Consider the following 15,260-nt stretch of genomic DNA (forward strand, 5'->3'; position numbering starts at 1 on the left):
GTGTCGGCAGCGGACGCCAACGGCCTGGCTGCACGCAGCCGCGAGGCGCTGGTCGAAGGCGGGCCGCTGGCCGCGCACATTCCGGCTTTCCGCCCGCGCGCGGCGCAGCAAGCGTTGGCGATGGCGGTCGGTGACGCCATCGAGCAACGCGCCACGCTGCTGGCCGAAGCCGGCACCGGCACCGGCAAGACCTTTGCTTACCTGGTGCCGGCACTGCTTTCGGGGCTCAAGACGATCGTCTCGACCGGAACGCGCGCGCTGCAGGACCAGCTTTATCATCGCGACCTGCCGCGCGTGCGCGACGCGCTCGGCAGTGGCCTGCGCAGTGCGCTGCTCAAGGGGCGCGCGAATTACCTGTGCCTGTATCGGCTGGAGCAGGCGCGTGGCGCGCCGCGGCTGGCGACGCGCGATCAGATCCATCAATTTCAGCGCATCGTCGCCTGGGCCGGGCGGACGCGGCTGGGCGATGTCGCCGAACTCGACGGCCTGCCCGAGGACACGCCGCTGCTGCCGATGGTCACCTCCACCGTCGACAACTGCCTGGGCAACGACTGCCCGTTCTGGAGCGAGTGCTTCGTGGTCCAGGCGCGCCAGCGCGCGCAGGCCGCGGACGTGGTCGTCGTCAACCACCACCTGCTGCTCGCCGATCTGGCGCTCAAGCAGGAGGGATTCGGCGAAATCCTGCCCGGTGCCCGGGCCTTCATCGTTGATGAGGCGCACCAGTTGCCTGAGTTGGCCGCGCAGTTCTTCGGCGAAGGCCTGAGTGCGCGGCCGCTGGTCGAACTGGCCCGCGACGCCGTGGCCGAGTGCCGCGACGTGCCGGGCGCGCTGCCGGTGCTGCAGTTGCCTGCGCAGGCGCTCGACGGCGCGGCGCGGGGACTGCGGATGGCGATGGACGGCCTGCCGGCCCGCGGCACCCGCTACCGGGCGCTGTACCAGCCGGCGGTCGAGGATGCATTGCATGCGCTCGACGAGGCCCTGGTGCACCTGCGCGATGTGCTGGCACCCCTGCGCGAGGCCTCGCCCGGGCTCGACGCCTGCCATGCCCGCGCCGCGCTGTGCCTGACCCGGCTGCGGCGCTGGAACGACGGCGCCGCGTCGGCTGCGATGTTCGACGATGCCCAGGCCACTGACGAGTCCGAAGCCGAAGCGAGCCCCGCCGAGCACCCCGGCGACGACAGCGTGCTGTGGTACGAGCTGACGCCGCGCGGCTTTCGCCTGCAGCGCACGCCGCTGGACGTGTCGGCCCCGCTGCGTGCGCATCGCGAGGTGTCGCAGGCGGCCTGGGTGTTCACGTCGGCGACGCTGGCGGTCGACGGCAGCTTCGAACACATCGCCAAGCGGCTGGGGCTCGACGCACCGCAGACGCTGCTTGCGCCGAGTCCGTTCGACTGGGCGCACCAGGCGCTGTGCTATCTGCCGCCGCGGTTGCCCACACCGGCCGCGCCCGGCTACACCGCCGCGGTGGTCGACGCGCTGCTGCCCGTGCTGCATGCCTCGGGCGGGCGCGCGTTCGTGCTGTTCGCCTCGCACCGCGCGCTGCGCGAGACCGCGGTGCTGTTGCGTGCATCCACGCGCTGTCCCTGGCCGCTGTTCGTGCAGGGCGAGGCGCCACGGCACGTGCTGCTGCAGCGCTTTCGTGAGTCCGGCAACGGCGTGCTGCTGGGCGCGGCGAGTTTCCGTGAAGGCGTCGATGTCGCCGGCGATGCATTGAGCGTGGTGGTCATCGACAAGCTGCCGTTCGCCGCGCCCGACGATCCGGTGTTCGAGGCGCGGCTCGATGCGATCCGCCGGGCCGGCGGCAATCCGTTCCGCGATGAGCAATTGCCGCAGGCCGTCATTGCCCTCAAGCAGGGCGTGGGCCGGCTGATCCGCACCGAGGCCGATCGCGGCGTGCTGGTGCTGTGCGATCCGCGTTTGCTCGGACGCGGTTACGGCGCGCTGTTCCTGGACTCGCTGCCGCCGCTGCCGCGCACGCGCGAGATCGCCGATGTGGAGGCGTTCTTCGCCGCGCCAGCTGCGACAATCCTCGCCGGCGAAACCGACGCCGCCCTCCCGCATCCCGAGTCCCAGCCGTCATGAAACTGCTCGCGTTCGAAACCGCCACCGAGGCCTGCTCCGTCGCGCTCTGGGACGACGGCCGCGTGCTCCACCGCAGCGAGATCGCGCCGCGGCGTCATGCCGAGCTGGCGCTGCCGTGGGCCGAGGCCTTGCTGGCGGAGGCCGGGATCGCGCGCAGACAGCTCGACGCGGTCGCGGTCAGTCGGGGGCCGGGCGCGTTCACCGGCGTGCGCCTGGGTATCGCGCTGGTGCAGGGCGTGGCGCTGGCGCTCGATCGCCCGGTCGTCGCCGTCTCGACGCTGGCCGTGCTCGCAATGCGTGCCGGCGTGGGCGAGGGCGCACATGTGCTTGCGGCGATCGATGCGCGCATGGGCGAGGTGTACCGCGCCGCATTCGCAATGCGGGCCGACGGACCGGAGGCGATGTCCGACGAGCGTGTCGGTGCCCCCGACACGGTCGAACTGCCGGGGACGGGCGCGGCCTGGTCTGGCGTCGGCACTGGCTTCGGTGTCGCCGACGGCGTGCTGGCGGCGCGTCTGGGGGCCTCGCCAGCGCGGATCGACGCGACCGCGTTGCCGCAGGCCGCCGATCTTGCCGCCCTGGCGGCGGCTGCGTTCGCCCGCGGCGAGGCGGTCGCACCGGAGCGGGTCGAACCGGCCTACCTGCGCAACGATGTCGCACTGACGCTGGCCGAGCAGCAGGCGCGCCGCGCGGCGCGCTGAGCGGAACCCAAGGACGTCTGTGACTGTCCTATCCTGAGCCCACCCCCTATGCGGAAGCCGACCATGTCTTCGCCGTCTCCTGCAGGTGCTCGCCCATCAGCCACGATGCGCCCTGACCGGCGCGTGCGCGGCTGGCTGCGTCGCGAGGGACTGCCGCTGATTGTCCTGCTCGGTCTGTTGTTGATCGCGCGCTCGTCGCTGGCCAATCACTATCACGTGCCCAGCGGCTCGATGACGCCGACGCTACAGCCGGGCGACCGCGTCGTCGTCGACATGCGCGCCTATGGCCTGCGGGTGCCCTTCACCGAATGGATCCTGTGGCCGGGCGACCACCCAGCGCGCGGGGACGTGGTCGTGTTCCGCTCGCCGGCCGATGGCATCCGGCTCATCAAACGGGTCGTCGCCACCGGTGGCGACCGGGTCGATCTCATCGATGGCCATCTGTCGATCAACGGGGTCGCGCTCGCGCCGGTGGCCGGTGCGCCCGAGGATTTCGGCACGCGCCAGGCCGTGCTCGATCTGGCGGACGGCGGGGGCCGGACATCCATGGGCTGCGGGTGCCGGCAGGGCATGTGCTGGTGCTCGGTGACCATCGCGGCGCGAGCCTCGACGGCCGTTGGTTCGGCGTGGTGCCCAGCGACGCGATCTACGGTCAGGCCCGCGGCGTGTTCTGGCGTCGGGGCGAAGGCCCGGGCTGGAGCCCGCTGTGACGACGACCAGCCGCGGACAGATCCGCTTCGACGATGGCGCGCGCTACGAACGCTACATGGGCATCTGGAGTCGGCTTGCCGGCGACCGGTTCCTCGATTGGCTGGCTCCTCCGCCGGGCCTGGACTGGCTCGATGTGGGCTGCGGCAACGGCGCGTTCACCCAAGCGCTGATCGCACGCTGCGCCCCGGCGCGGGTGTATGGGATCGACCCGTCCGCCGCGCAGCTGGCGCACGCGCGGACGCGGCTGGACGTCGATGCCGCGCATCTGCTGGTCGGCGACGCGATGGCGTTGCCCTTTCCGGCGGCCAGCGTCGACGCGCTGGTCATGCCGCTGGTGATCTTCTTCGTGCCCGAGCCGGCGCGCGGCGTGGCCGAGATGGCGCGGGTCGGACGTCCCGGTGCGCTGGTCTCGGCCTATGCCTGGGACATGCCCGGCGGCGGCTTTCCTTATCACGCGCTGCAGGCGCGGCTTCGCGCCCAGGGCGTCGCGGTGCCCGCGCCGCCGTCACCGGAGGCCTCGCGCCTGGACGTGCTGCAGGCATTGTGGGCCGGCGCCGGCCTGTGCGAGGTGCGGACCCATTCGATCGAGGTGCGGCGTACCTTCGCCGACTTCGACGATTACTGGCAGACCGTGCTGGGGGCCCCTAGCGTCGGCCCGCAACTGGCCCGGTTGCGGCCGGACGAGGCCGCACAGTTCGCCGCCGAGGTTCGCGCTGAACTTCCGCTCGATCCCGCGAACGGCACGATCACGCTCGGCGCGCGGGCCCACGCCGTTGCCGGCCGGGTGCCTGCCGGGGCGTGACCGCTGCGGGTGACTGCGCCCAGCCGCATCCTGCGGTGTCGGGCGGCCTCGCGATGCGCGTCGGCAGACCTGGACTCGGCAATGCGCGGTATGGGCTCAGTCGTCCACCAGGGCGCCGCCGGGCAGGAAATTCCAGCTGCGGGTGACGTGCAGAATGTCGATCTGCTCGTCGGTCGGCGGCAACGGCGGGCAGGGCTCGGCGAGTCGAGCGATCCGCAGCGCGGCGTCGTCGAGCAGGGGCACGCCGCTGCTGCGGATGACGTCGGCACGCTCCACCGAACCGTCGCGGCGGATCGCCACGCTGATGACCAGGCGCCCGGCCAGGCCCCGTCGGCGGGCCTCGTCGGGGTAGTTCAGATTGCCCACGCGCTCCACCCGGTCCACCCATTGCCGCAGGTACGTGGCATAGACGTACTCCTGGGTGCTGGCGGACACGAACTTGCGCTTGGGCCTGCGCGCGTAGCGCTCCGAGCGCAGATGGATCTCCGCGGCCAGGCGCGCCATCTCCAGGTCGCGTTCGACCCGTTCGGGGCCGGGCGGCAGCGTGCGGCGCTCGGCCTGGGGCGTGGGATCGGGACTTTCCACGTGGGTCTGACCGCGTGCGCTGGCGACGACGCGTTCGCGCGGCGTCGGTCGGGTGTCGGGCGATTGCGCGTGCAGCGGGCGTGGCGCGAGGCCGGCCTCGGGTTGCGGCAGCAAGCCCGGCCGCGGCTCGCGCGGCCGCAGGCTGCGCGTGTCCTCGCCGCCGCCCTGGTGGCTGGCCTGGGCGAGGAAATCGGCCTGGGCCTGGGTCAGCGGGCTCGTGGTCTCGGTCAGGATCACGTCCAGCGTCGGCACCACCGGCGCGGCGTCTTCGGTCGAAAAGCCAATGCCCAGCACCAGCAACCCGTGCACCAGCAGCGACAACGCCAGCGTCGCGCCCAGGCGCGCGTCGTCGCCGATCCGCGGCGGCGACGCGGCGGTCACGGCCTGGCGTCGCCGGCGCTAGCGATGCGCATCCGGGGCGATCCGGGACCGGTCCGGTGTCATCCGCGCTCGATCGCGTCGAACAGCTGCCCGGCGATGTTCAGACCGAACTGCGCATCGAGCTCGCGCACGCAGGTCGGACTGGTGACGTTGACCTCGGTCAGCCAGTCGCCGATCACGTCCAGGCCGACGAAGCGCATGCCGCGCGCGGCGAGCGTCGGGCCGACCTGGGCGGCGATCCAGCGGTCGCGCTCGCTCAGCGGCCGGCCCTCGCCGCGACCCCCGGCGGCCAGGTTGCCGCGGAACTCGTCGCCCTGCGGGATCCGTGCCAGACAGTAGTCCACCGGCATGCCGTCGATCAGCAGGATGCGCTTGTCGCCGTCGACGATCTCCGGCAGGTAGCGCTGCGCCATCGCCAGCCGGCGGCCGCCATCGGTCAGGGTCTCGAGAATCACGTTGAGGTTCGGGTCGCCGGCCGCGGCGCGGAAGATCGAGCGTCCACCCATGCCGTCGAGCGGCTTGAGCACCGCCTGGCCGTGCTCGGCGACGAAGGCCTTGAGGGCGGCCGCGTCGCGGGCGACCCGCGTCGGCGGGCAACACTGCGGGAACGCGAGCGCGCCAAGCTTCTCGTTCATGTCGCGCAGGCCCTGTGGATCGTTGACGATCTGCGCGCCCTGGCGCTGGGCAACGCTGAGGATCTGGGTGTCGTTGATGAATTCCGGATCGACCGGCGGATCCTTGCGCATCAGCACCACGTCGCCCTCGCCGAAGCGATGCATCGACGGCGTGCCAAGGCTGAACCAGTCGGCGGGATCGTCGCGCACGGTCAACGGCGCCAGCGTGGCCACGGCCTGGCCGCCGTCCATGCCCAGGGCGCCGGGCAGCACGTACTGCAGGCGGTGGCCGCGCCGCTGCGCCTCGAGCAGCATCGCGAACGTCGTGTCCTTGGCGATCCGGATCGACCCGATCGGGTCCATCACCACGACGACGTTGAGCGACATGCCGGCATCCAGACAGAGGGAAAGTCGGCATGTTAGCAGGGCTGTTTTCGGCGCACCGGGCATCGGGGCGTGTACGCTTGACAGCCCAGCGACCGGCTGGGATATAACTCCGCGATGCTGCGGCGCCGAACGGCGCGTCGGGCAGGGGACAGCAACCGCATGAGCAGTGACGACAGATCATCCACCGGATGCCTCGACGGCTTGCGGGTGATGGTGATCGACGATTCGAAGACCATTCGACGGACCGCCGAAACGCTGCTGCGCCGGGAAGGCGCCGACGTGGTGACCGCGGTCGACGGCTTCGAGGCCCTGGCCAAGATCGTCGAGCACGCACCGCAGGTCATCTTCGTCGATGTGATGATGCCCCGACTCGACGGCTACCAGACCTGCGCGCTGATCAAGAACAACCGCCGCTTCGGCACGACACCGGTGATCATGCTCTCATCCAAGGACGGGTTGTTCGACAAGGCGCGTGGTCGGATCGTCGGTGCCGACGAGTACGTCACCAAGCCGTTCACGCGCGAGGAGTTGCTCGATGCGATCCGTCACCACGTCGACGCCTGAGGGGAAAGGCATGGCTCGCATCCTGTTGATCGAGGACTCGCCCACCGACACCGCGGTGCTGACCCAGTGGCTGGAACGGCACGGTTACGAAGTGCTCGCGGCCGCCAATGCCGAGGACGGCATCGCGTTGTGCCGCAGCGAGCGGCCCGACCTGGTGCTGATGGACGTCGTGCTGCCGGGCATGAGCGGCTTCCAGGCCACCCGCGCATTGGTGCGCGATCCGCAGACGGCGGCCATCCCGGTGGTGATCGTCAGCACCAAGGGCATGGAGACCGACCGCATGTGGGGGCTGCGCCAGGGCGCGAAGGGCTATCTGGTCAAGCCGCCGACCGAAGTGGCATTGATCGCGCAGATCCGCCAGGTCCTGGGCGGGTGAACGCCGCGGCGCCCGATCTTGCGGCACCGGTGCCAGAGGCGTTCGCGCTGCTGGCCGACTTTGAGCGACGCAGCCTGGCGCACGTCGTCGGGCTGCCCGAGCAGTTGGACGCCCCCGGCCTGTGGCGCGGCGTGGGCTATCGCATCGGCCGTCGGTTGCTGGCGTCGGCCTTCGACGAGGTCGTCGAGATCCTGACGATGCCTTCGATCACGCCCGTCCCCGGCGCCCAGCCCTGGATGCTCGGGGTGGGCAATGTGCGCGGCGCCTTGCTGCCGATCGTCGATCTGCGCCAGTTCCTGGAAGGCGAACGCAGTGCGCCGCAGGACGGCCAGCGGATGTTGCTGGTCCGCCAGCCCGGCGGCGACGTCGCGGTGACGATCGACGCGCTGTTCGGTCAGCGCAGCTTCCTGGAACAGGACCAGGTGCCGGCCGACCCGATCGCCACGGGGCGCTATGCGCACTTCGTCGATCGCGCCTACGCGCAGGCCGGCGCGGTCTGGGGCGTCTTCAGCCTCGACCGCTTGGTTCGCACGCCCGAGTTCAGACATGCCGCGGCCTGACGCCGCGGCGCGCACCACGATCAGGAAACGCAAGGCATGAGCACAGTGGTCGATCCCCGCGCAGGCAAGCGACGCATTCTCGGCACGAACTTCTGGGTCGCGATGATGATCGTCGCCGGCACGATCCTCGTCCTCAACACCGGCTACGGCACCTGGCGCGCCGCCCAGCTCGGCAGTGCCAGCCTCTCGGCCTCGAATCTGCGCGTGGACAGCCAGCGGTTGGCCAATCAAGGCTCGGAAGCGGCACGTGGCAACGCGGTCGCCTTCGCGGCGTTCAACGCCACCCGGGCGCAGATCGAGCGCGACATCCGCCAGCTCGAGGAGCGCTACGGCAGCACCGCGGGCGTGTCCGGCCCGATCCGCAAGGTCGCCGCGACCTGGGAACCGTTGGGGGAGAGTGCGGCGCGGCTGGCCGAAGGCGAAGCGGCGGTCACCGCGTTCGCCGGCCATGCCGAGCGTTTCAGTCAGCGGGTGCCGCAGTTGCAGGCGCTGCTCGATGAACTGGTGCGGGCGATGTCGAGCAGCGGTTCGCCGTCCTCGCAGGTGTACATGGCGCTGCGCCAGGTGGTGATCGCCGGCGACATGGCGCGTCGGGTGACCGAAGTGCAGGCCGGCGGCGCGGTCGCCACGGTCGCCGGCCAGGGGCTGCGCCGGAACGTCGAGGATTTCCAGCAGGTGATGACCGGCCTGCGCGAGGGCGACGCGACGCGCGAGCTGCAGGCGTTGACCAACGGCAATGCGCTCGCGGCGCTGGCACGGGCCGACGAGGCCTGGGCACAGATGCGCACCGACCTGGAAGCGATCCTGGCCAGTAGCGAGCCGCTGTTCCAGGCCCAGGCGGCGGCCGGCGAGCTGGTGACTGGCTCCGATCGTTTGCTCAGTGACAGCGAGGCGCTGTTCAACGCCTTCACCGCCTTCGGCTCGCTGCAGGACCGCAGCCTGCTGGGCAACGTGTGGGTCAGCATCGTCGCCGGCCTGTTGGCGCTGGCCGCGATCGCCGGCCTGGTGACCGAGCTCAATCGCGCTCAGCGCCGGCGTTACGAGACCTCGCTCGAGCTCAACAACCGCAACCAGGAAGCGATCATGCGCCTGCTCGACGAGATGGGCGCGCTCGCCGAGGGCGACCTGACCGTCAAGGCCTCGGTCACCGAGGACATCACCGGCGCGATCGCCGACTCGATCAACAACGCGATCGAGCAGTTGCGCAGTTTGGTGCAGACCATCAACGACACCTCGGTGCAGGTCGCCTCGAGCGCGCAGGAAACCCGCGCAACCGCGATGCACCTGGCTGAGGCGGCCGAACATCAGGCGCATGAGATCAATTCGGCGTCCGACCGCATCAATGAGATCGCCGTCAGCATCGACCAGGTCTCGCGCAATTCATCGGAGTCGGCCGACGTCGCCCAGCGCTCGGTGCGCATCGCGACCAAGGGTGCCGGCGTGGTGCGCGAGACGATTGCGGGCATGGATTCGATCCGCGACCAGATCCAGGAAACCTCCAAGCGCATCAAGCGCCTGGGTGAGAGCTCGCAGGAAATCGGCTCGATCGTCGAACTGATCACCGACATTTCCGAGCAGACCAACATCCTGGCACTCAACGCCGCGATCCAGGCTGCCTCGGCCGGCGAGGCGGGGCGCGGCTTTGCGGTGGTCGCCGACGAAGTGCAGCGCCTGGCCGAGCGTGCGACCGGCGCCACACGCCGGATCGAGACCCTGGTGCAGACCATCCAGTCCGACACCAACGAGGCGGTCACCTCGATGGAGCAGACGACCTCCGAGGTCGTCGCAGGGGCGCGGTTGGCGGAGGACGCCGGCACCGCGCTGGGCGAGATCGAGAGCGTGTCGACGAGCCTGGCCGATCTCATCGAGGGCATCTCCTCGGCTGCGCAGCAGCAGTCCTCGGCTGCGACCAACATCACCGAGGCCATGCACACGATCCAGTCGATCACTGCGCAGACATCGCGCGGCGCCAGCCAGACCGCCGAGTCGATCGGCAATCTCGCCCAGCTCGCCGCTGACCTGCGCCGTTCGGTCGCCGACTTCAAGCTGCCGACCTGAGCCGGACGGACGCATGAGCGGGCTGCGCGACGCCATCGACCACACGATGCTGGGCTGGATCAAGCCCGAGCTCGATGAGGTGCTGCGCCAGGCGCGGATGGAACTGGAGCGCTTCGTCGAAGCGCCCGACGATGGCACGCGTCTGCGTCACTGCGCTGCCGGGTTGCGCCAGGCGACCGGCACGCTGCGCATGGTCGAACTGCAGGCGCCGGCACTCGTGGCCGAGGAGATGGAACGGCTGGTCGAGGCCTTGCAGCGGGACGAGGTGGGCGATCGTGACGTGGCGGCCTCGGCCTTGCTGCGCGGCCTGCTGTTGCTGCCCGACTATCTCGAACGGTTGCAGGGCGGTCATCGCGACATCCCGATCGTGCTGCTGCCGCTGCTCAACGACCTGCGCGCCGCGCGTAGCGTCTCGGCGCTGGACGAGCGTCTGTTCTTCGACGCCGGAACGGCGGACACGCCGCGCATCGGCGTCCAGGACGAGGGGGAGGCCGCCGTCCCGGCCGATGTGCCGGCCGACACGCTCGATGCGCTGCGCCAGGCCTTCGGTCCGAGCGACACGCGCCCCAGCGACGCTGAACTCGACCATGCGCGCGGCAGCCTGGCCGGGCGCAATCGCGCCCTGCTCGGCACCGTGACGGGGGCGATCAAAGACGAACTGCTGCAGGTCAAGGATGCGCTCGATCTGCATCTACGTACCGGCGTGCGCGATCCGGCCGCGCTGCGGCCGCAGTCGGCCCGGCTCGCCACGGTGGCCGACACCCTGGGCATGATCGGCCTCGATGACGCGCGCGCGGTGGTCGCGCAGCAGTGCGAGGCGCTGGAGGCGATCGCCGATGGCGCAGTGCCGGCCGACGAAGCGGCGTTGCTCGACATCGCCGGCGCCCTGCTCTACATCGACGACACGCTCGATGCCCAGGCCGCGCAACTGGGCGATGCGGCCGCGGCCGACGGTGCGCTCGCGGCCGAGGCGCAGCGCTCTCGGGCGGCGGCGATCGGCGAGGCGATCGCGGCGTTCGCCGAGGCGCGCGAAGCGCTGGTCGTGTTCGTCGATCGGCAATGGGATCGCACCGCGCTGTTGGCGGTGCCGGGCCTGCTGATCGAGGTCGCCGGGGCACTGGCGATCCTCGAACAGTTGCAGGCGGCCGCCTGCCTGGATGGCGTGCGCCTGTACGTTGATCGCGAACTCCTGGCCGGGTCGCAGGTACCGGAGGCGGGGCGTTTGGACGCCTTCGCCGACGCGGTTGCGAGCCTGGAATCGTTCCTCCAAGGGATGGGCGAGCAACGACCCGACCGCGACCGGTTCCTCGACGTCGCCCGCAGCCGCCTGCAGGCGCTGGGATACTGGCCGCTGCCCGGCACAGCGCCGCATCTACGGGATGCGGATGGACGTCTCGACGCGCATGGCGACGGCGACCGCCCGTCGACCGACGACACCGAGGTGGTCGATGAGGCGTCGGCGTTCGCACGCGAGGCGCAGGTGCCGCCGCGGGGCGGCTTCGCTGCCGTTGGCAACGACATCGACGACGAGATCCGGGAGATTTTCCTGGAAGAACTTGCCGACGAGATCGCCCATCTGGGCACCTTGTTGCCCGAGTGGCGGCGCCAGCCCGGGGATCCGGAGCGGCTGCGGCAGGTGCGCCGCGTCTTCCACACGCTCAAGGGCAATGGACGGCTGGTTGGCGCGGTCGAGCTGGGCGAATTCGCCTGGCGCGTCGAATCGTTGCTCAATCGCGTGATCGACGGCCTGCATCCAGTTGGCCCCGCCATCGTGGCGGCGGTCGACGTGGCCGCGCAGGCATTGCCCGCCCTGGACGCGGCACTGCGCGGCCAGACGCCGTTATTGCTCGATGTGGACGCGGTCGCCGCCAGGGTCGCCGACATTGCGGCCGATGGTTCGGACGTCTCGTCGCCTGCATCGAAGGCCACGGCGCAGGCCGCGTCCACCGATGAAGCACCGCGCCCCGTGGAGCCCGGCGAGACGGTGCCGGCACAGATCGACGCGCTGTTGCTCGAGATCCTCGATGCCGAGGCCAACGAACATCTGTTGACCGTCGATGCCTGGATCGACGCGGCGCGCGCCGGGGACGCGTTCGACGTCGAACGGCTGCTGCGCGCGCTGCATACGATGCACGGCGCGTTCGCGATGGCCGAGGTCCCGGCGGTCGGTGCGTTGCTGGCGCCGGCCGAAGACTACGCCCGGCGGCTGGTGGCCACGCCGGCGGTGCCCGATCCCGAAGCGGTCGATGCGATCGACGCGTTGTGTCGTGCGCTGCGCGAGGCGCTGACGCGGCTGCACGACGACGATCCGCGGATTGCGGTGTTGCCCGCCCTGGCGGCACGCCTGGGCGTCGTCCGCGACCGGCTCGATGCGTCACCGGTGCCGGGCTACGACATCGCCGACTTCGATGCGCCGATCGTGGACGCACCGGTGCTGGACGATGGGGACGATGCGGCGGGTGCGCTGCGCGATGGCCTGCGTTTCGAACAGGCCGAGCTCGAGCAGGCCAGCGTCGAGCCGGCGCGGCACGACGATGACGCGCGCATCGTCGCGCCTCTGTCTGACGTCGATGACGTCACCGCCGAAGAGTGGGCGCCCGCACACACCGACACCGAAGCCAACACCAACACCGAAGCCGACGCCAACGTCGGCGTCGAGCAGGACGACACGGATCGGTCGGCGATCGAGCACCTCGACCTCGATCGCCGCGGGACCGAACAGCGGTCGGCGCTGCAGCGCCAGGCCGCGATCGACGCGGCGGTCCTTGCCGACGAGCGCCAACGATACGCCGCGAGGGCACTGCGAGAGGCGGCTGCCGCGCATCGGCCGGTCGATGTCGCGGCTCCACAGGTCGACGACATGGCGCCTGTCACGGCGCCGGATGCAGGCGATCACGATGACCTCGCCCTCCCGCCCGAGGCGCCGTCTATCGTGGATGACGGCCTGTCCTCGCCAGCACTGTCCGCCGATGATGCACTGGCCCCGGCGATCTCGTGGGCGGAGGCTGCTCCCGACACCGACACCGACACCGACACCGAGGTCGAGGTCGAGGTCGAGGTCGCTTCCGATCTTTCTTCCGATCCCGATCCCGAAGGCCCGCTCGACCTGGCCGGCCTGGATCTCGACCTGATCGACACCTTCGTCGAGGAAGGCATCGACCTGCTCGACGATGCCGATGGCCTGCTGGCGCTGCTGCGCGACGATCCGGGCGCCTCGCCCGCGATCGCCGGCCTGCAACGCGACCTGCACACGCTCAAGGGCGGCGCGCGCATGGCCGGGCTGATGCCCATCGGCGACCTCGGGCATGCGATGGAGACGCTGCTCGAGACGCTTGCAGCGCGACGCCGGCCGATGCGTCGCGACGAACTCGCGCTGCTGGAACAAGGCTTCGACCGGTTGCACGCCATGCTCGTGCGCGCCGGGGAACGGCGGGCCATCGGGCCATCGCCGGCGCTGGTCGACGCGTTCGCCGCGATCGCGGGCAGCGCCGCGGATGCGGCAAGGCCGGTCGACGAGACGCCGGGCGACGCCGCGCTGACGCCCTTGTCGGCACCACTGCCCGCGCCGGCGCGCTCGGCCGACGGCGACGACGACGCCGTGCGCGGCACGCAGGAACAGGTGCGCATCCGGGCCGGGCTGCTCGACCGCCTGGTCACCTACGCCGGCGAGGTCGCGATCTACCGCGCACGACTCGAGCAGCAGTTGGGGACCTTCCGCGGCGCGATGCTCGAACTCGCGCAGACCAACGACCGCCTGCGCGACCAGCTGCGACGGCTCGATATCGAGACCGAGGCGCAGATCGTCGCCCGCTATCGGCGCGAGGGCGACAGCGGCGACGTCGCCTTCGACCCCCTCGAACTCGACCGCTTCTCGACCCTGCAGCAGCTCTCGCGTGCACTGGGCGAAACGTCCGCCGATCTCGACAGCCTGCAGCACACCCTCGACGAGCAGACCCGGCATTACGAATCGCTGCTGCAGCAGCAGTCGCGCGTGAGCTCGGACTTGCAAGAGGGCCTGATGCGGACGCGCATGGTGCCCTTCGACGGCATCGTGCCGCGCCTGCGACGCGTCGTCCGGCAGGCCGCGCAGGACACCGGCAAGCAGGTGGAGCTGCACCTGACCGGCGCCCACGGCGAGATCGACCGCAATGTGCTCGAACGCATGGGCCCACCGCTCGAGCACCTGCTGCGCAACGCCGTCGCGCATGGACTGGAAACGCCGCAGGCGCGCCGACAGGCAGGCAAGCCCGAGGTGGGGGCGATCCGCATCGCGCTCCGCCGCGAGGGCGCGGAGATCGTGCTGGAGGTCGCCGACGACGGTGCCGGGCTCGACCGGGCAGCGATCCGTCGCCGCGCACACGAGCGCGGCCTGCTGGCGCCCGGGGCACAGATTGCCGAACGCGATCTGGATACGTTGATCCTGCAGCCCGGCTTCACGACCGCCAGCGCGCTCAGCCACGTGGCCGGGCGCGGCGTCGGCCTGGACGTGGTCGCCAGCGAGGTCCGCCAACTCGGCGGCAGCGTCGACATCCAGTCGTGGGATGGCGCGGGCAGCACGTTCGTGTTGCGATTGCCGCAGACGCTCGCCGTCACTCAGGCGGCGTTCGTTCGCATCGGCGAGACGACCTTCGCGGTGCCGATCGCCTCGGTGCGCGGCGTCGGCCGCATCGCGCGCGACGCGCTGCGCGCGGGCGGACACTACCGCTACGGCGATGAGGACTACGCGCTCCACGACCTGGGCCGGCTGGTCGGGCAGGCGCCCGCGCGCGCCGAGGGCCACCTGCAGATGCCCTTATTGCTGATCCGTGCCGGCGAACTGCGCGTGGCGGTCGCGGTGGACGAGATCCTGGGCAATCGCGAAATCGTGGTGAAGCCGGTCGGCCCTCAGCTCACATCGATCCCGGGCATCTTCGGCGCGACCATCATGGGCGACGGCCGCGTGGTGGTGATCCTGGACATCGCGCCGCTGGCGCGCCGGCAGGCGGCGCAGCCCGACGCGGCCATCGCCGCAGCCTTGCCCGTGCAGGCCCGTCGCGTCCCGCTGGTGCTGGTCGTCGACGATTCGATCACGATGCGCAAGGTGACCTGCCGCGCGCTCGAGCGACAGGGCCTGGCGGTCGCGACCGCCAAGGATGGCATCGACGCGCTCGAGCGCATGGACGAACGGATTCCCGACCTGGTGCTGCTGGATATCGAGATGCCGCGGATGGATGGCTACGAACTGGCGATGCGGATGAAGGCCGATCCTCGGCTGCGCGCGCTGCCGATCATGATGATCACCTCGCGCAGCGGCGACAAACATCGCGAGCGCGCGCTGGAAATCGGCGTCGACCGCTACCTCGGCAAGCCGTACCAGGAGTCGGAACTCCTGCGGCATGTCCAGGCCTTGCTGGCACTGGAGCCCGACAATGCGTGACCCTGCCCTGCCTGTGGTGGTGC

Annotated in this window: 10 protein-coding genes and 1 pseudogene; 9 read left to right on the plus strand and 2 right to left on the minus strand. The window is 70.9% G+C overall.

Going from position 1 to position 15,260, the window contains the following annotated elements:
- The 4 genes and pseudogenes from BEN78_10040 (at position 1) to BEN78_10055 (ending at position 4,296) form a co-directional block, all read left to right on the plus strand.
- On the plus strand, positions 1–2,082 hold the full coding sequence (locus BEN78_10040; GenBank protein ASR43661.1) for a helicase: 2,082 nt from the start codon (positions 1–3) through the stop codon (positions 2,080–2,082).
- Positions 2,079–2,783: a tRNA N6-adenosine(37)-N6-threonylcarbamoyltransferase complex dimerization subunit TsaB gene (locus BEN78_10045; GenBank protein ID ASR43662.1), complete on the plus strand. Its 705-nt coding sequence runs from the start codon at positions 2,079–2,081 to the stop codon at positions 2,781–2,783. Before BEN78_10040 ends, BEN78_10045 begins: the two co-directional genes overlap by 4 nt.
- Before the next feature lie 105 nt (positions 2,784–2,888).
- Positions 2,889–3,493: pseudogene (locus BEN78_10050) on the plus strand (signal peptidase I).
- Positions 3,494–3,549: 56 nt separating this feature from the next.
- The gene (locus tag BEN78_10055) at positions 3,550–4,296 is read left to right on the plus strand and encodes a methyltransferase type 11 (GenBank protein ASR45063.1); all 747 of its coding nucleotides are present in this window, start codon (positions 3,550–3,552) and stop codon (positions 4,294–4,296) included.
- Between the two features lie 96 nt (positions 4,297–4,392).
- Here the strand turns inward: BEN78_10055 and BEN78_10060 are convergent, their stop codons facing one another.
- Positions 4,393–5,262 (minus strand): energy transducer TonB, encoded by an 870-nt coding sequence (locus BEN78_10060; protein ID ASR43663.1) that lies wholly within the window; start codon positions 5,260–5,262, stop codon positions 4,393–4,395.
- A 59-nt stretch (positions 5,263–5,321) separates the two neighbouring features.
- A complete protein-coding gene (locus BEN78_10065) occupies positions 5,322–6,263 on the minus strand; it encodes a glutathione synthase (protein ASR43664.1) in 942 nt (313 codons plus the stop codon).
- Positions 6,264–6,473: 210 nt separating this feature from the next.
- Here BEN78_10065 and BEN78_10070 point away from each other — a divergent pair, with 210 nt between their 5' ends.
- The 5 genes from BEN78_10070 to BEN78_10090 are packed head-to-tail and all read left to right on the plus strand — an operon-like array spanning position 6,474 to position 15,237.
- Positions 6,474–6,827: a pilus assembly protein PilG gene (locus BEN78_10070; GenBank protein ASR43665.1), complete on the plus strand. Its 354-nt coding sequence runs from the start codon at positions 6,474–6,476 to the stop codon at positions 6,825–6,827.
- Between the two features lie 10 nt (positions 6,828–6,837).
- Positions 6,838–7,203, plus strand: a complete 366-nt coding sequence (locus BEN78_10075) for a two-component system response regulator (GenBank protein ASR43666.1) — start codon at positions 6,838–6,840, stop codon at positions 7,201–7,203.
- A 29-nt stretch (positions 7,204–7,232) separates the two neighbouring features.
- On the plus strand, positions 7,233–7,763 hold the full coding sequence (locus tag BEN78_10080; protein ID ASR45064.1) for a chemotaxis protein CheW: 531 nt from the start codon (positions 7,233–7,235) through the stop codon (positions 7,761–7,763).
- Positions 7,764–7,799: 36 nt separating this feature from the next.
- Complete coding sequence (locus tag BEN78_10085) at positions 7,800–9,821, plus strand: chemotaxis protein (protein ASR43667.1); 2,022 nt, start codon at positions 7,800–7,802, stop codon at positions 9,819–9,821.
- Positions 9,822–9,834: 13 nt separating this feature from the next.
- On the plus strand, positions 9,835–15,237 hold the full coding sequence (locus BEN78_10090; protein ID ASR43668.1) for a hypothetical protein: 5,403 nt from the start codon (positions 9,835–9,837) through the stop codon (positions 15,235–15,237).
- Positions 15,238–15,260 lie beyond the last annotated feature (23 nt).

It is taken from the genome of Xanthomonas citri pv. mangiferaeindicae, assembly GCA_002240395.1.
Classification (GTDB): Bacteria; Pseudomonadota; Gammaproteobacteria; order Xanthomonadales; family Xanthomonadaceae; genus Luteimonas; species Luteimonas citri_A.